At 70.1% G+C, this 20251-nt stretch carries 25 protein-coding genes; 17 read left to right on the plus strand and 8 right to left on the minus strand.

Annotated elements, in window-relative coordinates; translation table 11 throughout:
- Positions 1–113: 113 nt before the first annotated feature.
- Positions 114–1781, minus strand: coding sequence for an energy-dependent translational throttle protein EttA (gene ettA, locus ASG17_RS06375; RefSeq protein ID WP_056100713.1), 1668 nt, complete (start codon positions 1779–1781; stop codon positions 114–116).
- A gap of 162 nt (positions 1782–1943) precedes the next feature.
- On the opposite strand from ettA, the gene ASG17_RS06380 reads away from it, so the two are divergent.
- Positions 1944–3851: a glycoside hydrolase gene (locus ASG17_RS06380; RefSeq protein WP_056100714.1), complete on the plus strand. Its 1908-nt coding sequence runs from the start codon at positions 1944–1946 to the stop codon at positions 3849–3851.
- On the opposite strand, the gene ASG17_RS06385 is transcribed toward ASG17_RS06380, so the two are convergent.
- The 6 genes from ASG17_RS06385 to ASG17_RS06410 form a co-directional block, all read right to left on the minus strand.
- On the minus strand, positions 3848–5029 hold the full coding sequence (locus tag ASG17_RS06385) for a CCA tRNA nucleotidyltransferase (RefSeq protein ID WP_056100717.1): 1182 nt from the start codon (positions 5027–5029) through the stop codon (positions 3848–3850). The genes ASG17_RS06380 and ASG17_RS06385 overlap by 4 nt on opposite strands.
- Complete coding sequence (locus ASG17_RS06390) at positions 5029–5667, minus strand: CoA pyrophosphatase (RefSeq protein ID WP_056100719.1); 639 nt, start codon at positions 5665–5667, stop codon at positions 5029–5031. The genes ASG17_RS06385 and ASG17_RS06390 overlap by 1 nt, the downstream gene beginning before the upstream one ends.
- Positions 5664–6209, minus strand: a complete 546-nt coding sequence (locus tag ASG17_RS06395) for a DUF1285 domain-containing protein (RefSeq protein WP_056100722.1) — start codon at positions 6207–6209, stop codon at positions 5664–5666. Before ASG17_RS06395 ends, ASG17_RS06390 begins: the two co-directional genes overlap by 4 nt.
- A 221-nt stretch (positions 6210–6430) precedes the next feature.
- On the minus strand, positions 6431–6907 hold the full coding sequence (locus ASG17_RS06400) for a GNAT family N-acetyltransferase (protein WP_056100725.1): 477 nt from the start codon (positions 6905–6907) through the stop codon (positions 6431–6433).
- A 35-nt stretch (positions 6908–6942) separates the two neighbouring features.
- Complete coding sequence (locus ASG17_RS06405) at positions 6943–7716, minus strand: enoyl-CoA hydratase-related protein (protein ID WP_056100727.1); 774 nt, start codon at positions 7714–7716, stop codon at positions 6943–6945.
- The gene (locus ASG17_RS06410) at positions 7713–8795 is read right to left on the minus strand and encodes an MBL fold metallo-hydrolase (RefSeq protein WP_056100730.1); all 1083 of its coding nucleotides are present in this window, start codon (positions 8793–8795) and stop codon (positions 7713–7715) included. Before ASG17_RS06410 ends, ASG17_RS06405 begins: the two co-directional genes overlap by 4 nt.
- Before the next feature lie 138 nt (positions 8796–8933).
- Here ASG17_RS06410 and ASG17_RS06415 point away from each other — a divergent pair, with 138 nt between their 5' ends.
- The 5 genes from ASG17_RS06415 (at position 8934) to ASG17_RS06435 (ending at position 12878) form a co-directional block, all read left to right on the plus strand.
- Complete coding sequence (locus tag ASG17_RS06415; protein WP_056100733.1) at positions 8934–9875, plus strand: hypothetical protein; 942 nt, start codon at positions 8934–8936, stop codon at positions 9873–9875.
- 86 nt (positions 9876–9961) lie between these two features.
- Positions 9962–10747 carry an exodeoxyribonuclease III gene (gene xth / locus ASG17_RS06420; RefSeq protein WP_056100738.1) on the plus strand — a complete coding sequence of 262 codons (786 nt, stop codon included), beginning with the start codon at positions 9962–9964 and terminating at the stop codon, positions 10745–10747.
- 5 nt (positions 10748–10752) lie between these two features.
- Complete coding sequence (locus tag ASG17_RS06425; protein ID WP_056100741.1) at positions 10753–11268, plus strand: hypothetical protein; 516 nt, start codon at positions 10753–10755, stop codon at positions 11266–11268.
- 93 nt (positions 11269–11361) lie between these two features.
- The gene (locus ASG17_RS06430) at positions 11362–12270 is read left to right on the plus strand and encodes a hypothetical protein (RefSeq protein WP_056100744.1); all 909 of its coding nucleotides are present in this window, start codon (positions 11362–11364) and stop codon (positions 12268–12270) included.
- Complete coding sequence (locus tag ASG17_RS06435) at positions 12267–12878, plus strand: TIGR02466 family protein (RefSeq protein ID WP_056103189.1); 612 nt, start codon at positions 12267–12269, stop codon at positions 12876–12878. The genes ASG17_RS06430 and ASG17_RS06435 overlap by 4 nt, the downstream gene beginning before the upstream one ends.
- A gap of 4 nt (positions 12879–12882) precedes the next feature.
- Here the strand turns inward: ASG17_RS06435 and ASG17_RS06440 are convergent, their stop codons facing one another.
- Positions 12883–13830: an endonuclease/exonuclease/phosphatase family protein gene (locus ASG17_RS06440; protein WP_056103192.1), complete on the minus strand. Its 948-nt coding sequence runs from the start codon at positions 13828–13830 to the stop codon at positions 12883–12885.
- Positions 13831–13894: 64 nt separating this feature from the next.
- Between ASG17_RS06440 and ASG17_RS06445 the strand changes: the two genes are divergently transcribed.
- The 11 genes from ASG17_RS06445 to ASG17_RS06490 all read left to right on the plus strand — a co-directional run bounded on the left by ASG17_RS06445 (position 13895) and on the right by ASG17_RS06490 (position 20180).
- Complete coding sequence (locus tag ASG17_RS06445; protein WP_056100746.1) at positions 13895–14353, plus strand: DUF4112 domain-containing protein; 459 nt, start codon at positions 13895–13897, stop codon at positions 14351–14353.
- A gap of 41 nt (positions 14354–14394) precedes the next feature.
- The gene (locus ASG17_RS06450; RefSeq protein WP_056100749.1) at positions 14395–14952 is read left to right on the plus strand and encodes a sigma-70 family RNA polymerase sigma factor; all 558 of its coding nucleotides are present in this window, start codon (positions 14395–14397) and stop codon (positions 14950–14952) included.
- Positions 14949–15650: an anti-sigma factor domain-containing protein gene (locus ASG17_RS06455; RefSeq protein ID WP_056100751.1), complete on the plus strand. Its 702-nt coding sequence runs from the start codon at positions 14949–14951 to the stop codon at positions 15648–15650. Before ASG17_RS06450 ends, ASG17_RS06455 begins: the two co-directional genes overlap by 4 nt.
- 251 nt (positions 15651–15901) lie before the next feature.
- Positions 15902–17356, plus strand: a complete 1455-nt coding sequence (locus tag ASG17_RS15925) for a DUF2793 domain-containing protein (RefSeq protein WP_056103195.1) — start codon at positions 15902–15904, stop codon at positions 17354–17356.
- A 3-nt stretch (positions 17357–17359) separates the two neighbouring features.
- The gene (locus tag ASG17_RS15425) at positions 17360–17506 is read left to right on the plus strand and encodes a hypothetical protein (protein WP_156367752.1); all 147 of its coding nucleotides are present in this window, start codon (positions 17360–17362) and stop codon (positions 17504–17506) included.
- Positions 17499–17759, plus strand: coding sequence for a hypothetical protein (locus ASG17_RS06465; protein WP_056100756.1), 261 nt, complete (start codon positions 17499–17501; stop codon positions 17757–17759). Before ASG17_RS15425 ends, ASG17_RS06465 begins: the two co-directional genes overlap by 8 nt.
- Positions 17756–18139: a M15 family metallopeptidase gene (locus ASG17_RS06470; protein ID WP_056100760.1), complete on the plus strand. Its 384-nt coding sequence runs from the start codon at positions 17756–17758 to the stop codon at positions 18137–18139. Before ASG17_RS06465 ends, ASG17_RS06470 begins: the two co-directional genes overlap by 4 nt.
- On the plus strand, positions 18136–18561 hold the full coding sequence (locus ASG17_RS06475) for a hypothetical protein (RefSeq protein ID WP_056100762.1): 426 nt from the start codon (positions 18136–18138) through the stop codon (positions 18559–18561). The genes ASG17_RS06470 and ASG17_RS06475 overlap by 4 nt, the downstream gene beginning before the upstream one ends.
- Entirely contained in the window at positions 18497–18748 is a 252-nt protein-coding gene (locus ASG17_RS06480; protein WP_082496141.1) for a hypothetical protein, read from the plus strand. Before ASG17_RS06475 ends, ASG17_RS06480 begins: the two co-directional genes overlap by 65 nt.
- A gap of 241 nt (positions 18749–18989) precedes the next feature.
- Positions 18990–19820 (plus strand): flagellin, encoded by an 831-nt coding sequence (locus ASG17_RS06485; RefSeq protein WP_156367753.1) that lies wholly within the window; start codon positions 18990–18992, stop codon positions 19818–19820.
- Positions 19821–19901: 81 nt separating this feature from the next.
- The gene (locus tag ASG17_RS06490) at positions 19902–20180 is read left to right on the plus strand and encodes a hypothetical protein (protein WP_082496142.1); all 279 of its coding nucleotides are present in this window, start codon (positions 19902–19904) and stop codon (positions 20178–20180) included.
- Positions 20181–20251: the final 71 nt, after the last annotated feature.

Consider the following 20251-nt stretch of genomic DNA (forward strand, 5'->3'; position numbering starts at 1 on the left):
CCCCCGTTCAAATGGCGGCGGAAACTTGCACGGGTTTAACGGTTTAGCAATGAACGGCGGTATGTGACGTTCGATCAGTTGCGCGCGGGGCGAGGCGGCCGAAGCCGCCTCTATCAGCGGCCGAACTTCTGGAACTTGATCCTATGCGGGATCAGGCTTTCAACGCCCAGGCGACGCTTTTTGTCTTCCTCATAGGCTTCGAAGTTGCCTTCGAACCATTCGACGTGGCTGTCGCCCTCGAAGGCCAGGATGTGGGTGGCCAGGCGGTCCAGGAACCAGCGGTCGTGGGAGATGACCACGGCGCAGCCGGCGAAGTCCTCCAGCGCCTCCTCGAGGTTCTGCAGGGTCTCGATGTCCAGGTCGTTGGTCGGTTCGTCGAGCAGGATCAGGTTGCCGCCGCTGGCCAGGGTCTTGGCCAGGTGGACGCGATTGCGCTCACCGCCCGACAGCTGGCCGACCTTCTTCTGCTGGTCGCCGCCCTTGAAGTTGAAGCTGCCGACGTAGGCGCGGCTGTTAATCTCACGCTTGCCGACCATCATGATGTCGGTGCCGCCCGAGATCGCCTGCCAGATGGTCTCGTCCGCCTTCAGGTCATCGCGCGACTGATCGACATAGGCCAGCTTGACCGTCTCGCCGACGCGGATCGTGCCGCCGTCGGGCGTTTCCTGGCCGGTGATCATGCGGAACAGGGTCGACTTGCCGGCGCCGTTCGGGCCGATCACGCCGACGATGCCGTTGGGCGGCAGCTTGAAGGTCAGGCCGTTGAACAGCAGCTTGTCGCCATAGGATTTCTGCAGCCCTTCGACCTCCAGCACCACGTTGCCCAGGCGCGGGCCGGGCGGGATCTGGATGACGGCGTGTGTCTGGGCGCCGCGCTGGGCGTCCTGTTCGTCGACCATGCGCTCATAGGCGGCCAGACGGGCCTTGGACTTGGCCTGACGGGCCTTGGCGCCCGAGCGGACCCATTCCAGTTCGCGGGTCAGGGCGCGCTGGCGAGCTTCGGATTCCGACTGCTCCTGCACGACGCGCTTCTGCTTGGCCTCCAGCCACGAGGAGTAGTTGCCCTCGTGCGGGTGGCCCTTGCCGCGGTCCAGCTCCAGCGTCCACTTGGTGACCTGGTCCAGGAAGTAGCGATCGTGGGTCACCAGGATGACGCAGCCGGGGAAGGTCTCCAGGTGGTGCTGCAGCCAGGCGACCGACTCGGCGTCCAGGTGGTTGGTCGGTTCGTCCATCAGCAGCATGTCAGGCTTGCTGAGCAGAAGCCGGGCCAGGGCCACGCGGCGCTTCTCACCGCCGGACAGGTTGGTGACTTCCCAGTCGTCGGGCGGGCAGCGCAGGGCGTCCATCGCCATCTCGATGCGGCTGTCGATGTCCCAGACGTCGCCGGCGTCGATCTTCTCCTGCAGGGCCGTCATCTCGGCCATCAGGTCGTCGGAGTAGTCCTCGGCCATCTCCATGGCGATGGCGTTGAACCGGTTGACCCACTGCTTTTCTTCGCACCAGGCCTCGACGTTCTCGCGGACGTTCAGGCTGTCGTCGAGCTGGGGCTCCTGCTCCAGATAGCCGCGCTTGATCCCGTCGGCGGCCTTGGCTTCGCCCGAGAACTCCTTGTCCAGGCCGGCCATGATCTTCAGCAGGGTGGACTTGCCCGAGCCGTTGACGCCGACCACGCCGATCTTGGCGTCGTTGTAGAAGCTCAGCCAGATGTTCTCGAAGATCTTCTTGCCGCCGGGAAAGGCCTTGGTCAGGCCCTGCATCTGAAAGATGTATTGCTGCGCCATGAGGTGCGGTGCGCCCTGTCGTCTGAGGTGTCGGGGAGGTTGGCGCGGGATGTAGCGACTGGCCGGGCCCAGAGCAAATAAGGCGAGCAGGGGGCGGCCGGATGGACGGGCCCCGGCGGCGGGCGCATGGTCGCTCCAACAGGGGGCTTCGGGGGGCGGCGCATGAGGGTCATCGGTCTGGTGATGGCGGCGGCGCTGTCCGCCTGGGCAGGCGCGGCCGGCGCCGAGACGCTGGCGGTTCGGGTCGGCGCGGTGACCTATTCGGTCGACCCGGCGACCCTGCGCATCGACGCCGATGACAACGGCGCGACCGTTCCCATTCTGCCGCCTGTGCATGACGTCCAGGCGGTTCGCGTCCGGGCGGCGGGCGACGGCTGGCGATGGACGGACGGGGACGGGCGAGATGTCGCCGTGTCGCCGGGCGACGGCGTCCTGAACCTGTCGATCACGGGTGCGGCGGGGACGAAGCTGTCGCTGCCCATGCCGGCCGCCCGCGACGGGACGTGGGTGGTCCCGGACGGCGAGGGCATGGCCTACCGCGTGCAGGACGCTTTCTGGCGCGCCCGGTACGCCGAGGAGCACTGCCTGGGCGGCACGACCCTGATGTCCCTGCCGGCCTGGACGCACCTGAGCGAGACGCGCGCGGTGACCTACGCCCTGTCGCAGGGGCTGAAGTCCGAACTGTGCCTTCACGACGACGCCGGGCTCCAGGCCGGGCTGAAGCATGACTTCGCCGAGGGCGCCGAGACGGTGGCGCTGTCGATCGCGGTGGGGCCGCCCGACCCTTTGGCGCCGGCGTTGCTCTATCGGCGGCTGATTCAGGGCAGCGGCGAGTTTCGGTCCTTCGCCGACAAGGCCATGCCCGACCTGCCGCGCCTGTTTGGTGCGCCGCACGCCTATGTCTGGGGCACGGCGCGCGACATCGGCTTCCTGGACGACCTGCAGGCGCTGGGGATCGAGCGGCTGGTCATCAGCTACGATCAGGACCCCCGGGTGGGCGAGCATTTAGTGCGGCCTGGCTACCTGGCCGAGGCTTATCGGCGCGGCTATCTGGCCGGGCCGTATGAGTCGTTCGACAACGGCCAGCCCGCCGATACGGCGGACACGCACATCGCTATCTGGCCCGCCGACCTTTATCCGTCCGGCTGTGTGATCAAGGCCGACGGTGCGCCCGAGACCGGCTTCGGCGGTCGCGGCTGCTACATGTCGACCGAGGCGATCCGGCGCTATCCCGGGCCGTTCATTCCGGGCCAGCGCTTTGCGGCGCACAAGGCGGACGGGGCCAGCCAGGTGTTCCTGGACGTGGACGCCTTCGGCGGTTTCTTCGAGGACCACAGCCCCGACCACCCCCTGACCATGGCGCAGGACCGGGACAACCGGCTGGCGCGCATGGGACTGGCCATCGACCAATACCAGCTTGTCCTGGGCGGCGAGAACGTCACGGCCTGGAGCAGCGGGGTGAACCACTATTCGCACGGCACCAGCCAGGCGAACGCCTCGGCCGTGTGGCCGGTGCTGCGCGATCGCGATCGGTTCGGCGGCTGGTGGCCGAACGACCGGCCGCCGATCTTCATGAAGACCTTCGAGCCGACGCCGGACGAGGCGCGGGCCCTGTTCGGCGCGGCGGACCGGCTGCCGCTGTTCGAGGCGGCCTTTCATGACTCGGTCGTGGCGCTGGATCGGTGGGAGTTCGGCCTGATGAAGGTGGCGGGTCAGGCCCGCGGCCGCTTCGCCCGGTCCCTGCTGTTCGGCACGCCGACCTTGTGGAACCTGACGCGCGAGGAGTTGGCGCGGGTCGGGCCGTGGCTGAAGGCGGCGCACGACGATTTCCGCATCGCCCACGGCTGGGACACGCCCGTGGCCCTGACCGGCTTCGCCTGGCTCAGCGACGACCGGCTGGTGCAGCGGACCACCTTTGCAGACGGCCGCGTCCTGACCGCCAACTTCGGCGCCCAGCCGTGGGAGGGATTGGGCCCGGACTGCGTGCAGGTTCAGCGCCCGGATCAGGCGGCGAGCGACCTGTGTCCACCGGCCGATCCGCCGCCGGCCGCCCGGACGAATCGAAACTAGCGGGTCGCCTCGGCGGCGCGGCGCAGGCGGTCCTCATGCCCATCGGCGGGAAAGTCCGCCGCGATCCAGTCGGCCTCGAACGCCTTGAGGATCAGGCCGGTGCGCGGCCCGGCGGGCAGGCCCAGCCGCGCGACATCCGCGCCGCCGACCGGCAGGCCGGGGGCGGGCCATCGGGTGATCGGCTCAAGCTCGGCGCGCACGGCGTCGTCGGCCACCAGGAGGGCGAGGCGGTCTCGCAGCGCCTGCGCCCCCAACCGATAGACGGTGGCGCGGGCGGCTTTCGCCGTGTCCGGGGCCGTCGCCGCGTCCCTCATGGCGATCAGCCGGTCGCGCTGGGCGTTCGACAGCCGCCAGCGCTTCGCCAGGTCGATCGGCGCCTCGTTGCTCGACAGGGCCGCGAGGCGGACGAGGGGATCGCCCGTGCGGCCCGCGACGGCCACGAAGCGGCCGATGTCCACGCCGTTCGGCAGAACGCGCGCCAGGACGCCGGCGTCCGCCATGGTGCGGATCGCCGTGACGGGATCGGCGGCCTCCAGCAGGCGCAGCATCTCCTTGGACACCCGCTCGGCGGACAGCAGGCCGAGCCCGTCGGCCAGCTCGGCGCAGGCGGCCAGGCCCTCGGCGTCCATCGGCCCGCGGCCGTACCAGGCATGGAAACGGAAGAAGCGCAGGATGCGCAAATAGTCCTCGCGGATGCGGGTGCGGGCGTCGCCTACGAAGACGATGCGGCCATGTCTGGCGTCCTCAATGCCCTCGCCGGTCGGGTCGAACACCTGGCCCGCGCGATCGGCGTAGAGGCTGTTCAGGCGGAAGTCGCGGCGCGCGGCGTCCTCGGCCCAGTCGGTCGTGAAGGCCACGACGGCGCGGCGGCCGTCGGTCGAGACGTCGCGGCGCAGGGTGGTGATCTCGAAGCCCTGCCCCATGGCGACGGCCGTGATGGTGCCGTGCGCCTCGCCCGTCGGCACGGCCTTCAGCCCCGCCGCGACCAGCGCCGCCTTGACCGCTGCGGGCTCCAGTTTTGTGGCGATGTCCACATCCACGACGGGCACATCCATCAAGGCGTTGCGCACGCAGCCGCCGACGAAGCGGGCGCAGTCGGGCCCGCCCGCCGCCTCCAGCGCGGTCATCACCGCCTGGGTGGCCGGTGCGGTCAGCCAGGGTTGTGACCGCAGGACCATCACGCGGCGTCCTCCGCGTCCCCGTGACCCAGGCGACGGCTGAGGGACCTCAGCACGCCGGCCGTCACGCCCCAGATGCGGCGTTCCTCCCAGGTCATGGTCCAGAACCAGCGCCGCGGGCCGCCGGTGGTCGGCTCCAGGAAGTCGCGCCGGTGGTTGGCGACGTCCATCAGAAAGCTCCAGGGCGCCTCGAACACATCGGCCACCTCGTCCGGGCTGGCGACCAGGGGCGGGGGCGCCGCGACCCAGCCGACGGCGGGCGTGATGACGAAGCCCGTGCCGCTCTCGTAGGTATCGCCCAGGCCCAGAAGCTCGACGCTGGCCGGCGGCAGGCCGACTTCCTCCCAGGCTTCGCGAAGGGCCGCATCGGCCGCCCGTTCGCCGGGCTCCAGACGGCCGCCGGGCAGGGCGATCTGACCGGTGTGCCGGGCCAGCGTGTCTGCGCGCCGCGTCAGCACGACGGTCGGCCCCTCGGGTCGATCCATCACGGCCACCAGCACCGCGGCGGGCGTCAGGGTTTCGGCGGTACGCGGCAGGTCGGGATTCAGATCGAAGTCCGACCAGGCGGGCCGGTCGCCGGGCGACCAGGCGGCCTCCGGGATCAGCCGGTCGTGCAGCGCGCGCTTCAACGCGCTCATCCCGCGCGCCCCAGCGAAAAAGCGGCGCCGCCCGACCGCACGATCAACGCGCCGTCCGCATCCTCGGCGCGCTCGACCAGCTCATAGAAGACCGACCGGCTGATCCGGGCCCACAGATTCCGGCGAACGTGAAGGCGCGGGCGCGGCTCGTCGTCCGGTCCGGTCTCGACCTCGATGGGATGCTCGGGGCCGGCCGTGACGCGGTCGCCAACGTCGGTGACGAAGACCAGGTCGTCGCCCTCGACATCCACCGAAACGGCGCGGAAGGGCAGGTCCTCGACCGTCAGGCTCAGCTTCTCCACCGGCGTGACCAGATGATAGCCGTCGGGGTCGTGGCGCAGCACGGTCGAGAACAGCCGCACCAGCTCGGGCCGACCGATGGGCGAGCCTTCGTGCATCCAGACGCCGTCGCGGCGAATGACGATGTCGATGGCGCCGCAGTGATCCGGGCTCCACAGATGCACCGGCGGCAGGCCTTCACCACCGACCGAGGCGAGCACGGCGGCGAGGGACGGAGGCGTCGATGGCGGCGCTGCGGTCATGGGAGTGGTCTAGGCTGGGGATCGATCCAGCGAAAGCACGCATCGGCTTCCCTCTCCCAGAGGGAGAGGGCTTGAGGCTCCAAGAGCGAAGCGATTGGCCAAGCCGAAAGGGTGAGGGGTGGGCGGCCAGCAGGACAGGGCAGTCCCCTCACCCTTTCGCGCAAGTCTGATCGCCTTTGGCTCCCAGGCGCTCAAGCCCTCTCCCTCTAGGAGAGGGACGATCAACGCACGGCGGCCAAGAGGCCCGCCGGCGCGTCCGCAGAAATCGCCCGCCACAGCACCCGCCGCTGATCCACCGGACCCGGCAGCACCACGCCGGGGGCCGCTTCAAACCCGAAGCGTTCGAAATAGGCCAGATCCCCGACCAGCAGCACGCCGGCCGCGCCTTCCGCTTCGGCGCGCGCGACGGCCGCCTCGACCAGGCGCGCGCCCAGTTGCGCCTTGCGCTGGTCGGCCCTCACCGTGATGGGGCCGAGGAACAGGGCCGGGGTCTCGCCCACGACGATCCGCCACAGCCGGACCGAGCCGGTGACGCCGGCGTCGCCTCGCGTCACCAGTCCGAACGCCAGCGCCGCCCGCTCGCGCAGGCGCTCGGCCGTCTTGGCGAACCGGCCCGGTCCGAAGGCGGCGGCGACCAGCGCCTCGACAGCGGGGGCGTCGGCCGGGGTCTCGTCAGTGATGGCGGCGGGCGTGGTCATGGAGCGGCGGCCCGTAAAGGCCTGCGCCGCCCTGATCAACCGACTTTGGAAAAGTCGGGCGCGCGTTTCTGGGTGAACGCCTGGAAGGCCTCCATCGCCTCGGGGCTGCGCATCTGCGATCCGAAGGCTTCGCCCTCGCGCTGCATCAGGGCCCAGAGGCGTTCGGCGTCACGCATCAGGGCCTTGGTCTTGCGCATCGAGTTCGGCGCACGGGCCGCGACCTTGGCCGCCAGGTCCGCAGCCACGGCATCGACTTCGGCGGCCGGCACGGCGCGGTTGGCCAAGCCCCAGGCCACGGCGGTCCTGCCGTCGATGGCTTCGCCCAGGGCGAACAGTTCGAACGCCCGCTGATGGCCGATGGTCAGGGGCAGCAGCAGGCTGGACGCCGCTTCGGGCGCCAGGGCCAGGTTGACGAAGGGTACGGACAACAGGGCGTCCTCGGCCACCACCACAAGGTCGCAGTGCAGCAGCAGCGTCGTGCCGATGCCGACCGCGCGCCCCTTCACCGCCGCCACCGCCGGCTTGTCGAGATCCGCCAGCGCCTTGAGGAAGCGGAAAACCGGCATGTCGTCCGGCCCGGCGCCCTGCGAGCCCAGGGCGATGAAGTCCATGATGTCGTTGCCGGCCGAGAAACTGTCGCCCTCGGCGGCGAAGTTCAGCACCCGCACGGCGTCGTCGGTGCGGGCCCGCTCGGTCGCTTCGGCCAGAACCGAATACATGGCCTGGGTGATGGCGTTCTTCTTGTCGGGCCGGGCGAAGACGACGCGCAGCACGCCGCCCTCCAGATCCACGCGAACGGCGTCGGTCATGTCGTTTCTCCTCCCGTGGTCGACCACCAGTCGACCTTGTCCTTGTCCGTGCGGCGAACCGCGCGCCCTTGCCGGGCCAGGTGGTTCAGATTGGCCATGGCCTCGCCGGTGGCCATGCCCAGGACGCCGTCGTCGACGGGCCGGGCGAACAGCACGCGGAACGTGTCGACCGCCCGCATCGGTTCGGCCAGCCGCCGCGCCAGCCGGTTCAGAGATTTCTCATGGCCGACGATCAAGGCGTCCAGCCGCTTGTGCAGATCATGGAAGGGCTCGCCATGCGCCGGCAGGACCAGCATCCGCGCGGGCAGCACGGCCTTCAGCTTGCGCAGCGACGACAGCCAGTCCTCCAGCGGATCGGCGTCCGGCTCCGTCGGCCAGACGGAGACGTTCGAGGAAATGCGCGGCAGCACCTGATCCCCGGCCAGGAAGACGTCGTCCGCCTCGCGCCACAGACAGACGTGTTCGGGGCTGTGGCCGCTGCCGACGACGACGCGCCAGTCCTGGCCGCCGATCGGGATGCGGTCGCCGTCCGTCAGGCGGTGGTACGTCGGCGGAAAATCCTCGACCGCGCGGCCGAAGCGGCCGTAGCTCTCGCGCCAGCCCTCGATCTGCGCGTCGGTCCAGCCGCAGGCGCGGTAGTAGTCCGCGTGGGCGTCCGGCGCCGGCCGGCCGGTGTCGGCCAGCAGCATCCGGGCCGTCACATACTCCAGACGCGACATCGACAGCGGCGCATCGAACCGGCGACAGAGCCAGCCGACCAGGCCGATGTGGTCGGGATGCATATGGGTGGCGATGACGCGCGTGACCGGCCGGCCGCCCAGCGGCCCGGCCAACGCCGTCTCCCAACCCGCGCGTGACGCCTTACTCGCCAGACCCGCATCAACGATGGCCCAGCCTTCGTCGTCCGCGATCGCATAGACGTTGATGTGATCCAGGGCGAAGGGCAGGGGCAGGCGCATCCACAAGACGCCGGGCGACACCTCGATGGCTTCGCCCGGCGCGGGCGTGACCGGCCGCGCCTTTGGCGGCGGGGCCAGCAGCGGGGTTTCGGCGTCGCTGTCGAGCAGGTTCGTTTCCATTCGCAACGCGCAAACTAGGGCGCGGACCGGCCGTCGTCTACGGCGCAGCTGCGCCATCTCTCGAACACCGGTCGGCCTTGACGCAGCCCGAAGCGCCGGAGCAATTGCCTCAACTTCAGTAAGCAGGAGCCCTGCCCCGTGATCAGATTGAAACTGGCCGCCGTCGCCCTGGCGATGTCGAGCCTCATCGTCGGACCGACGGTCGCCCTGGCCCAGTCCGGCCCGATGTTGACCCGCCCGACGACCTCCTCGCAGTACCAGGACGACACCGCCCAGGAACGTGATCAGCGCAACAGCAACCGCCGCAACCGCAACCAGCCCGCCGCGCCCGATCCCGCGAAAGTGAAGGCTGACGCCCAGGCGGCTCTGACGGCCGCCGGCAGCGACTGCCAGGCCACCGACGCCACGCTGAAGGGTCAGGTCGCCGACGGCGCCTCGATGTATGAAGCCGTCTGCGCCACCGGCCCGGGCTTCATCGTCGTGACCAGCACCCCGGCGCAGCTGTTCGACTGTGCGCTGCTGGCCAGCCAGGCCGAGCTGAACCCCGGTCAGCAACTGCAGGTCTGCGACATGCCGGCCAACCAGAACGCCGACCAGGTGTTCGCCGGTTATGCCCGCGCCGCCGGCATTCCCTGCACCGTCGACGAAGGCGTGGCCATCGGCCGGGCCTCGAACGGCGCCACCGTCTATGAAATCGGCTGCGCCGGCACGGACGGATACTGGATCGAACAAAACGGCGCCGCCTGGACCAAGACGCCGTGCCTGCGCGTCGTCTCGGACGGCAAGGCGTGCCGCTTCACCACCGCCCAAGAGCAGAACGCCACGGTTCAGGCGCTGCTGGTCAACACGCCCGCCTCGGAGTGCGTCGTCGAGCAGTTCCGTCTGATGGGCGGCAACGCCAACGGCGAGTTCTATGAGACCAAGTGCCAGGCCGGCACGGGTCGCGGTTACATCATCCGCGTCAAGGACGGCGTGACCGACGCCAACTATCGCTGCGCCATCGCCCGCCCGATCGGCGGCGGTTGCACCCTGACGCCGGAATCGGAATGGACCGACCCGGACGAGGACGCCGGTCAGTAAGCCGACGCGTCGGCTGAGGCATCTTCTACAGATCGAACGGCCCGGGGGCGTCGCCTCCGGGCCGTTTTTTCATTAGCGTCCGGCCCATGCGTATCGCCACCTGGAATGTGAACTCCGTCAACGCCCGCTTGCCGACCGTGACGGCCTGGCTGGAAGCCGCCCAGCCGGACGTCGTCTGCATGCAGGAGATCAAGTGCGTGGACGAGAAGTTCCCGCGCGAGGCGCTGGAATCGCTGGGTTATAACGTCGAGGTGCACGGCCAGAAGTCGTACAACGGCGTGGCCCTGCTCTCGAAGCATCCGATGTCCGACGTGCGGCGCGGACTGCCGGGCGACGAAACGGACGAACAGGCGCGCTTCATCGAGGCGGTTATCGAGGCGCCCGTGCCGATTCGCGTCTGCGGCCTCTACCTGCCCAACGGCAATCCGATGGGGACCGAGAAGTTCGCCTACAAGCTGGCCTGGTTCGAGCGGTTGAAGCGGCATGCGGCGGAGCTGCTGGCCTACGAGGAGCCGCTGATCCTGTGCGGCGACTACAACGTGATCCCGGAGCCGGAGGACGCCAGGAACCCGGCCGCCTGGACCGGCGACGCCCTGTTCCAGCCCGAGAGCCGCGCCGCCTTCCGCGCCATGAAGTGGCTGGGCCTGTCCGATGCGCACGAGGTCGCGGGCGAGCCGGCCGGAACCTACACCTTCTGGGACTATCAGGCCGGCGCCTGGCAGCGCGACCACGGCATCCGCATCGACTTCCACCTGATGTCGTCCCAGGCGACGGACCGCTTTCGAGGCATCGAGACGCATCGCGACGCGCGCGACATGGACAAGCCGTCGGATCACGTGCCGGTCGTCGTCGACATCGACCTGGAGGCCTGACGCCGATGATGGAGGCGTTCCGCGCCGTGCTGCTGATCGCCCTGGCCGCGGCGGCCCTGACGACGCTGGTCATCGGCCTGGGCTGGTGGGGCGAGCCGGAGCGCCGCCTGCGCCGCACCATGCTGAAGACCCTGGGCGCGCCGCCCGAGACCGAGGCTCTGTCGGCCGCGGAGGGCAAGGCGGCGGGTCTGGATTTCGAGGAGGGTCAGATCGCGGTCCTGTGGAGTCGCGGCGCCCACGGGCTAGTCTACGCCTTCGAGGAGATCGAGGGCGGCGAGATCATCGTCGACGGCTGCGTGGTCGCCCGCGTGCAGCGGGGGGAGCCGCGCAAGGCGCTGGACATCATGGCGCCCGAGGCCGAGCAGGTGGTGCTGCGCCTCATGTTCGACGATGCGCGCAATCCTGAGTTCGAGCTCAGCCTGTGGTCGGCCGCCTCGACCACCTCGGCAGGATCTCCGGCGGAGGCCCTGAGGCTGGGCCGGCGCTGGCTGTCGCACCTCGAGGCGCTATTCAAAGCCTAGGCCGCCCGATCAAAAGGGGTCTTCGGCCTTTCAGCCTCGGGCTGCGGGCGCTAGAAGCGCGCCTTCGTTTCTTCGCCCAACCCGGAGGCCCCCGTGGCCCGCCTGTTCGACGCCATCATCATCGCCGATTGGACGGCCGCCGAGACCAGGAAGCTGGGCGACCAGTCGGTCTGGATCGGCGTGGCCAAACGCGACGTGCGCTTCCGCCTCTATACCGAGACCCACAATGTCGCGACGCGCGCCGAGGGCGAGGCGCTGATCGCCTCCCTGCTGGCCGACCATGGCAAGCGCGGCGACCGCGTGCTGCTGGGCTTCGACTTCAACTTCGGCTACCCAGCCGGCACGGCCGCGCGGTTGAAGCTGGACGGGACGCCGTGGTCCGCGATGTGGAAATTCATCGCCGCCAACATCGTCGACAAGGCCGACAACACGAACAACCGCTATCAGGTCGCGGCCAAGATTAACCGGCTGATGACCGACCAGGCCTGGCCCATGTGGGGCGCGCCGGCCAAGCAGGCGCAGCGCTGGCTGACGACGACCAAGCCGCCCGCCGGGTCCGCCGCCGACATCCCCGAGTTCCGCGCCACCGAGGACGCAGCGCGCAAGGGCCGGCTGCAACCCAAGAGCGTCTGGCAGATGCACGGCGCCGGCGCCGTCGGCGGCCAGACCCTGGTCGGCGTCCCGATGGTGCGCCGCCTGCTGGAACGCCTGGGCGAAAGCGCCGCCGTCTGGCCGTTCGGCACAGGCTGGCGCGTGCTGGACGCCGCCGATGTCGAACCGCTGTCGACCCTGATCGTCGAGGTCTGGCCGTCGCTGTTCGGCGCCGTGCCCAACGCCGGCGAGTTCAAGGACCAGGCGCAGGTGCGCGTCACCGCAGAGGCCCTGGCCCAGATGGACGAGGCCGGCGACCTGGCCAAGGCCTTCGGTCCGCCCAAGTCCGCCTCGCCCGAGCTGATCGCACAGGTCGAGGGCGAAGAGGGCTGGATCCTCGGGGTATCCTGATGCTGCGGCCGCTGTTCGTCACCCAGGTCTATGAGGCGTCGCTGGCGGACGGACGGGGCTTCGCCGCGTTCAACCAAGCGCTGGCCGACGCCTGCCGGATGCTGGCGGTCGAGGACGGCGCCGGGCGCGCCTGGTGCAAGGCGAACAGCTACCGGGGCTACACCTCCTATGGCTCCCTGACCGACCTGCCGCACCGGCTGCCCGAGTTCGCGGAGCTGAAGAAGCATCTGGATCGCCACGCGGCGGCCTATGCGTCGGCCCTGAAGTTCCAGATGGCGCGCAAGCCGCGGCTGGACACCCTGTGGGTCAACATCCTGAAGCCGGGCGGCGGCCACACCGGCCATATCCATCCGCACGCCGTCCTGTCGGGCACCGTCTATGTCGACGTGCCGGACGGCGCCTCCGCCCTGAAGCTGGAAGATCCGCGCCTGCCCATGATGATGGCGCGTCCCTCCGTCGCGGCCGAGGCCGGCGAGGCGGAGAAGCCGTTCGTCTACCTGGCGCCGCGCGCCGGCACGGTTCTGATGTGGGAAAGCTGGCTGCGTCATGAGGTGCCGACCAACGGCGCCAAGAGCGACCGCATCTCGATCAGCTTCAACTACGCCTGAGGCTTCAGGCCGGACGGGCGCGCCGGATTTCGACGATGACCGGCCGGTGGTCCGATCCGGTGGGCGCGCCCAGCGAGCGCCGGACGAAGGCCAGATCGGGCGACCGATAGATCTGGTCGATATTGATGCGCGCCGCGCCGGGCAGGGCGGCGGGCCAGCTGCCGGGCCAGCCGGGGGCGGCGATCAGGCCGTTGTCCCGGCGGATCTGCCGCCCGATACGGGCCGAGGAGACGCTGTTGAAATCACCCGCCACGATCATTGGCCGGGGCAGGGTGGAGGCCCGCTCGGTCAGGGCGATCGTCTGGGTGATCTGACCCCACTGGTACTGATAGGGCCACGGCCGGGTCAGATGCACGGCGATCAGGCTGACGGGACCGATGGGCGTTTCCGCGACGGCCGAGACAGGCGGGTCCTCCCAGCGAACGCCGTAAGTCTTGCCGGTCAGCGGCCAGCGTGAGGCGATCAGGCTGCGGTTCGGGCCCAGCAGACCGTCGACGCGCGGTCCGACCGCCCGGTGCGGATAGGCGCGCAGCAGACTCTCGATCTGCGCGTCCGGCGCGGCGCCGAGTTCCGTTATCATGATAATGTCCGCATTCGCCTTGGTGATCGAACGGTCGATCGCTTCGACGTCGGCGTTGGCGGCATAGAGGTTGGCCCAATAGAGCCGCACGCTCGGGCCGGCCTGTGCGCTGCCGCCGGACGGGACTTGAGCCCAGAAGGCAAGGATCAGGACCAGCAAGGTCAGGCCCGCCGCGCCGGCCGCGATCCACAGGCGCAGCGCCAGCGATCCCGCGACGATCACGGCGGCGACCAGCAGCGCCGGGGCGGTGAACTGCGCCAGGATATCGACCCACCGATGACCGATCCCGCTGAGCGCCGCCAGGCCGATCGCCATCGGCGCGCCGAGCCCCAAGAGAGCCAGGCCGGACATCACAAGGCGAGCGGGCGTCATCATTGCCTTTTACGGTGAACGCGGGTCGTTATGGGGCGTTACGGGTCCGCTCTGGGAGAATGGCATGGCCAAGCGGTCGATCGCAGATATCGAGAAGATCTGGTCGAATGTCGAGGGCGTCAAAAAGCTCTCGGACCGTGCGATCGGCATCGGCCCGTTCGGCGTAGGGCTGGACGGCCTGCTGACGTGGATCCCCATCGCGGGCCTGGTGTATTCGGTCGGCGCGGGAGGCTGGCTGATGGTGCAGGCGTCGCGCGCCAAGGCCTCGCCCATGACGATGGCGCGCATGCTGGCCTACGTCGGGGTCGACGCCGCGACCAGCGAGGTGCCGGTTATCGGCGACGCCGTCGACTTCCTGTTCCCTGGTCACTTGATGGCGGCCAAGGCGTTGCAGAAGGACATCGAGAGCACCCATTGGGTCGAGGCCAACGAGCGCGAGGCCAAGGCGGCCGGCGCCCATGACGGCCACGTCTCGGCCATGCGCGCGGCCGGGCGCAAGCGCCTCGTCTATCTGCATGACTGACGCGGCTTGACCCGAGCCCCCTCCTGTCTCCAGTTGAGCGCATGAGCTTCACGCTGACTCGCGAACAATTGGCCGACGCCCTGGTCCAGACCGGCGCCGGCGACCGCGCTGCGTTCCGCCGCGTCTACGATGCGACGTCAGCGAAACTTATGGGCGTGTGCCTGCGTATCTTGCACGACCGCGCTTTAGCCGAGGACGTTTTGCAAGACGCCTATGTCAGCATCTGGAACCGGGCCTCGACCTTCGATCCCGGCCGCGCCAGCCCCATCACGTGGCTGGCGACGATCGCGCGCAACCGCTCGATCGATCGGCTGCGCAGCGGCGCGCGCATGCGTTCGGACCGCCCTCTGGACGCCGCCGCCGAAGTCGCCGACGGGGGCGAGCTGGCCTCCATCACGCTGGAGAAGACCGACGATGCGCGCCGCCTGAACGGCTGTCTGGACGCGCTGGAGGACAAGACGGCGCGGGTCATCCGCACCGCCTTCTTCGAGGGCCTGACTTACGAGGCCCTGGCCGAGCGCGAGGGCGCGCCGCTGGGAACGATGAAGAGCTGGATCCGGCGCGGTCTGCTGCGCCTTCGGACGTGCCTCGAACAATGACCGATCCCGTGAACGACGACGAAGCCCTGGCCGCCGAGCAGGCGCTGCGCCTGCTGTCGCCTCGGGACGAGGCGGCGGCCCAAGCGCGCATGGCTAGTGATCCCGATTTCGCCAAGTCGGTCGATGCGTGGCGCGAACGTATGGGCGCCCTCTATGACGAAGTGACCGCTGTCGAGCCGTCGCCCGCCGTGTGGCCTCGTGTCCAGGGCCGCATAGAGCCGGCCAACGACAACCGCCTTGTCTTCTGGCGCCGCTGGGCCGTGGGCTCGACCGGACTGCTGGCGGCGGCCTGCGCCGGTCTGGTGCTGCTGCTGGTGCGTGAGGATGCGCCGGTGTCGGCGCCCGCCCCCGCGCCCACAGCCGTCACGCGCGTGGCCATGCTGCAGGTCGACGGCGGCGTGCCGGTCCTCAGCCTGGCCTACGACAGCGCGACGGGGAATCTGATGCTGTCCCCGACCGGCCGGATGCCGGCCAGTCCGATGGTCCCGCACCTGTGGCTCGTCATGCCCGACGGCAAGGTCCAGCTGATCGGCGCCATCACGGCCGAGAACGCGTCGCGGCATAATCTCGGCGCGATGATGGGCATGGCCGGGCACGCCCAGGCCGTCGCCATCTCTATGGAACAGCCCGGCCACACGCCCGCGGGCGACAAGCCCGACGGTCCCGTCGTGGCGTCCGGCGAGTTGCAGCCGCTCTGACGCATCCGCCGCTCTGGCGGCCGCGTAGCTGAAGCCGATGCGACGGACCCTCATGCCCGGCGCGTCCGCGGGGAGGCCACCCAGCCCTTCCAACGGCCTCCCCGCACTCGCCTTGCGCGCGCACGATCTGCGCTGGTGTCTGAGGCTGAGCCGTTAACCCTCTGAAATCGCCACTCTAGCCGCTGCGATCGGGCCGCTTCGCTGCCTGGGGTCGGACCATCGCGACACTGGTCTCCAACATGGAGATCGACATGAGCGACGACGCCAGCGCCCGCCTGGGCCTGACCTATCTGGCCCCCGGCCAGCTTCAGAAGCACGTCACCCTGAACGAGACGCTGACGCGGCTCGACGCCCTGGTTCAGACCTGCGTCGTCAGCCGCTCGGTGCAGGCCCAGCCAGCCTCCCCGCCCGACGGCGCCCTCTATATCCTGCCGCAGGACGCGGCGGGCTCGGCCTGGTCGGATCGGCAGGTCGGCGCGCTGATGCGGTTCGAGGCGGGCGCCTGGACGGTCGTGCCGACGGCGGACGGGCTGATCGTCCTCGTCGCCGACGAGGGCGTGGTGCTGGTTCGCAGCGCGGGCGACTGGGGGCCGCTGGGCGCCCGGCTGGGCGAGACGCAATCGCTGGCTCGCCTCGGCGTCGGCACCGAGGCGGACGCGGCCAACCCCTTCGCGGCCAAGCTCAACAAGGCCCTCTGGACGGCGCTGACCACGGGCGAGGGCGGCGACGGCGATCTGCGCCTGACGCTCAACAAGGCGTCGCAAGCCGACGTTCTGTCCCTGCTGTTCCAGTCCGACTACAGCGGCCGGGCCGAGCTGGGCTTGGTGGGCTCGGACGATCTGACCCTGAAGGTCAGCCCGGACGGCGGCGCCTGGATCGAGGCGCTCAGCGTCGATCGCTCGACCGGCCGCGTCACGGCGCCGATGGGCGCGGGCAGGGTCCAGACGTCACTGATCACGACGGGCGGCCCCTTCACCGTTCCGGCATGGGCGCGCTGGATCCGCGCCGTCTGCGTGGGCGGCGGCGGGGGAGGCGGCGCCGGCGCGGCGGGCGCCACAGGCACGGCGCGGCTGGGCGGGGCGGGCGGTGGAGCGGGCGGCCTCAGCACCGCGCTATGGAACGCCTCCGATATCGGCTCCGTACTGACCCTGAGCATTGGCGCGGGCGGGGCGGCGGGCGCCTCGGGCGGCGCCACCTCCATCAGCGATGCGACCGGGCCGCTGCTCGGCGCCGGCGGCGGCGCGGGCGGTCCGGCGGCGAGCGCGAGCGGCGCGACCGGCGGCGCCGGCTCGATCACCGGTCGCGGCGGCGGCGGCTCCAGCACATCGGCCACGGGCGGCGCCGGCTCAAGCGGCGGCGTGCAAGGGCCGGGCGCGGGCGGTGCGGGCGGCGGCGTCGACACAACCAATACCCAGAGGACCGGCGGCGCCGGCGGTTCGGCCGCCGCCCTGACGGCAATCGTCAGCGGCGGCGCGGGCGGCTCGGGCACGGCCGGCGGTATGGGCTCCGCACCCGGTCGCACAGCCCTCAGCTTGGGCGGCGGCGGCGGAGGAGGGGGCGGCGGCAACGCCTCGGGCGCGGGCCGCAGCGGCGGCGCGGGCGGCCTTCCAGGCGCGGGCGGCGGCGGGGGCGGCGCGGGGACGACCAGCGCCGGGGCCGGAGGCGTGGGCGGCGCGGGCTGCGTCATCCTGATCGTGGGGGGCTGAGCGATGCGCACCCGCGATGAAATCGATCTGCTGGATCCCGACGTCTTCGACAACCCCGACCATCTCGACCGCGAAGAAGGGGAGGCGGCGCTGGGCCTCGACTGGCGTCGCAGTGACGCCCGCCTCGGTCTGGAGGACGCCGATGACTGATCCCATCCCTACGCTGGCGGAGGGACGCTGGCTCTGGCGTCGCCTCTACGTCTTTGCGGGCAGCGCCGCGGCGTGGACCCTGCTGGCGCTCAGCCTGCGCCGCATGGATGCGGTCCAGGCGGCGGCGACGGCGCGGGGCCTGATGGCCCTGCTGGCGCTGACGCTGGTGCTCTATCTGGTGGCGCCCACGGCCCAGCAACTGATCGCCCTGCTGGCCAATCTGCGCCTGCGGCTGGCGGGAGGCGGGCGATGAGTTTCCGCCTGTCCGCCCGCTCTCGCGCCCGGATGACGGGCGTCCATCCCGACCTGATCCGCGTCGTCGAGGCCGCGATCGCCGCCTCGCCGGTGGATTTCATGGTGACCGAAGGTCTGCGCTCGACCGCGCGACAGGCCGCTCTGGTCAAGGCCGGGGCCAGCCGGACGCTGAAGTCGCGCCACCTGACCGGCCACGCCGTCGATGTCGCGGCCCTGGTCGACGGCGCGATCCGCTGGGACTGGCCGCTGTATGGACGCATCGCCCAGGCCTTCAAGGCCGAGGCGGCGCGCCTGGGCGTGCCCATCGTCTGGGGCGGCGACTGGACCTCCCTGCGCGACGGCCCGCATTTCGAACTCGATCGCAGGGCCTATCCATGAGCCCGCGCGAGCTGTTGCGGCTGCTCGCGCCGGCGGGCTGGCTGCTGGTCGTGGCCGTCGCCCTGGCGGCGGGGGTCGTGATCCTTGGATCCCTCGGCTGGCGCTGGGACCCGTTCGAACGGTCGGCCCGGCGCGCGGACAGGGCCGAAGCCCGCGCCGAGGCCGCCGAGAGCCAAGCCGTCGCGCGCGCACTGGAGGTCGAGGGCGAGGTCGCCCTGCGCCGGTCGTCCGCCACGCGCGCCGCCGCCGCCTCGGCCGCCCATGCGGCCACCGCCGTCACCCTGAATGAAGCAAGGATCGCCGATGACGCCTCTACGCCGCTGGACCCTGTGCGGGCTGACCGCCTGCGCCGCCATGATGACGAGCTGTGCCGCCTCGCCCCCGATCTCGAGGGCTGCGCCGCCGCGCCTGACGCTGGATGAGGCCGCGACACGGCCCTGCCGTCTGCCGCGCCTGGCCGAGCCGGCGACCACGGGCGCACTGGAAGCCGCCTATGTCGAACGCGGCGCGGCCATCCTGGCCTGCGACCAGTCCCGCGCCGCCGCCGTCGAGGCGCTGAAGGCCGAGCGGGCGCTGATCGACCGCTGGCTGGCCGGCGCGGCGCCCTGATCCAGCGACCGCCCGGCGCATTCTGCCGACCGCTCGGCAAGAATGGCCGGGCGCCGCCGCCCACCCGGCAACATCTGCCGAGCCAGTCGCATGGTTAAGCGGAAGTACCGTAGCAAAAACAACGGTCGGCCATTGCGGCACGCAATCCCATCAAAGGCGCGCCTCTTGCTCCAGACGGTTCGAGCAAAATGCTCCCGGCAGCCAAAATGGCGTCGGACACCTTGAAACAAGGACTATCGTCATGGCGCTGAACAGCGTTAACACGAACGTGGGCGCAATGGTCGCCCTGCAGAACCTGCAAGTCACCAACAGTGAACTGCAAACGGTTCAATCCCGCATCAACACCGGCAAGAAGGTCGCTTCGGCCAAGGACAATGGCGCCGTTTGGGCCATTGCTCAGGGCCAGCGCTCGGAAATCGGCGCGCTGAACGCGGTCACCGACAGCCTGCAACGCGGCCAATCGGCCACCGACGTGGCTGTCGCCGCCGGTGAATCCGTTTCGGACCTCCTGCTGCAACTGAAGGAAAAGGCCCTGGCGGCCACCGACGAGACCCTGTCGTCGTCGGCCCGTGACGCCCTGAACGAAGACTTCAAGTCCATCCGCGATCAGATCGGCACCGTGATCGAAAACGCGGAGTTCAACGGCGTCAACCTGCTGGACGGCTCGATCACCGGCGGCTTCAAGGCCCTGGCCAACGTCTCGGGCGACACCATCGACGTCGGCGCCGAAGACATGAGCCTGTCGGGTTCGGTCGTGTCCCTGGGCGCGTCTCAGGAAATCGACACCAAGTCGAAGGCGACTTCGGCTCTGTCGGACATCGACGACTCGATCGACCAAGTCTCGGCTTCGCTGGCCCGTCTGGGCACCGGCTCCAAGTCGCTGGCCACCCACATGACCTTCGTGGGCAAGCTGCAAGACACCCTGGAAGCCGGCGTCGGCAACCTGGTGGATGCCGATCTGGCCAAGGAAAGCGCGCGGCTCCAGGCTCTGCAGACGAAGCAGCAGCTGGGTGTTCAGGCGCTGTCCATCGCCAACTCGTCGACCTCGATGCTGTTGGGACTGTTCCGCTAATCGACCGAAAGGGGCGGGACTTCGGTCCCGCCCTGATCCGGTTTTCACCGGGAGGCGCCGGCGTGACGCCGGCGAGGAGATATGGATGCCGCAACGAAACTGACCCCCGCAGCCCCGATCGCCGAGATCGCCGGCGCGCCGCCCTCGGGCGGCGATTACCGTGAGGGAAGCGGTGCTTCCGACCAGGCGCCGGTCTACCGGCTGGTCATCGAGGAAGGGCCGACCAAGGGGTCTTTCATCTACAAGACGCTGGATCGTGTCACGGGCGAAGTCATTCGCCAGCTGCCACGGGAACGGCTGATCGAGATGATCGACAGCGACGCCTACGCCACTGGATCGGTGATCGACACCAACGCGTAGCGAGAGCTGAAAATCCGGGGGCGTTTCGCCCATCCGCACCGTGCAGGGACCGCCCCGCGCGGTTAACGCGC

Origin of the sequence: Brevundimonas sp. Leaf363 (genome assembly GCF_001424025.1) — a bacterium.
In the GTDB taxonomy this organism is placed as follows: domain Bacteria; phylum Pseudomonadota; class Alphaproteobacteria; order Caulobacterales; family Caulobacteraceae; genus Brevundimonas.

Coding starts and splice junctions, on each gene's coding strand:
- ettA (WP_056100713.1), bottom strand. CDS start 1,781: ATGGCGCAGCAATACATCTTTCAGATGCAGGGCCTGACCAAGGCCTTT.
- ASG17_RS06380 (WP_056100714.1), top strand. CDS start 1,944: ATGAGGGTCATCGGTCTGGTGATGGCGGCGGCGCTGTCCGCCTGGGCA.
- ASG17_RS06385 (WP_056100717.1), bottom strand. CDS start 5,029: ATGGTCCTGCGGTCACAACCCTGGCTGACCGCACCGGCCACCCAGGCG.
- ASG17_RS06390 (WP_056100719.1), bottom strand. CDS start 5,667: ATGAGCGCGTTGAAGCGCGCGCTGCACGACCGGCTGATCCCGGAGGCC.
- ASG17_RS06395 (WP_056100722.1), bottom strand. CDS start 6,209: ATGACCGCAGCGCCGCCATCGACGCCTCCGTCCCTCGCCGCCGTGCTC.
- ASG17_RS06400 (WP_056100725.1), bottom strand. CDS start 6,907: ATGACCACGCCCGCCGCCATCACTGACGAGACCCCGGCCGACGCCCCC.
- ASG17_RS06405 (WP_056100727.1), bottom strand. CDS start 7,716: ATGACCGACGCCGTTCGCGTGGATCTGGAGGGCGGCGTGCTGCGCGTC.
- ASG17_RS06410 (WP_056100730.1), bottom strand. CDS start 8,795: ATGGAAACGAACCTGCTCGACAGCGACGCCGAAACCCCGCTGCTGGCC.
- xth (WP_056100738.1), top strand. CDS start 9,962: ATGCGTATCGCCACCTGGAATGTGAACTCCGTCAACGCCCGCTTGCCG.
- ASG17_RS06425 (WP_056100741.1), top strand. CDS start 10,753: ATGATGGAGGCGTTCCGCGCCGTGCTGCTGATCGCCCTGGCCGCGGCG.
- ASG17_RS06440 (WP_056103192.1), bottom strand. CDS start 13,830: ATGACGCCCGCTCGCCTTGTGATGTCCGGCCTGGCTCTCTTGGGGCTC.
- ASG17_RS06445 (WP_056100746.1), top strand. CDS start 13,895: ATGGCCAAGCGGTCGATCGCAGATATCGAGAAGATCTGGTCGAATGTC.
- ASG17_RS06450 (WP_056100749.1), top strand. CDS start 14,395: ATGAGCTTCACGCTGACTCGCGAACAATTGGCCGACGCCCTGGTCCAG.
- ASG17_RS06455 (WP_056100751.1), top strand. CDS start 14,949: ATGACCGATCCCGTGAACGACGACGAAGCCCTGGCCGCCGAGCAGGCG.
- ASG17_RS15925 (WP_056103195.1), top strand. CDS start 15,902: ATGAGCGACGACGCCAGCGCCCGCCTGGGCCTGACCTATCTGGCCCCC.
- ASG17_RS15425 (WP_156367752.1), top strand. CDS start 17,360: ATGCGCACCCGCGATGAAATCGATCTGCTGGATCCCGACGTCTTCGAC.
- ASG17_RS06465 (WP_056100756.1), top strand. CDS start 17,499: ATGACTGATCCCATCCCTACGCTGGCGGAGGGACGCTGGCTCTGGCGT.
- ASG17_RS06470 (WP_056100760.1), top strand. CDS start 17,756: ATGAGTTTCCGCCTGTCCGCCCGCTCTCGCGCCCGGATGACGGGCGTC.
- ASG17_RS06475 (WP_056100762.1), top strand. CDS start 18,136: ATGAGCCCGCGCGAGCTGTTGCGGCTGCTCGCGCCGGCGGGCTGGCTG.
- ASG17_RS06480 (WP_082496141.1), top strand. CDS start 18,497: ATGACGAGCTGTGCCGCCTCGCCCCCGATCTCGAGGGCTGCGCCGCCG.
- ASG17_RS06485 (WP_156367753.1), top strand. CDS start 18,990: ATGGCGCTGAACAGCGTTAACACGAACGTGGGCGCAATGGTCGCCCTG.
- ASG17_RS06490 (WP_082496142.1), top strand. CDS start 19,902: ATGGATGCCGCAACGAAACTGACCCCCGCAGCCCCGATCGCCGAGATC.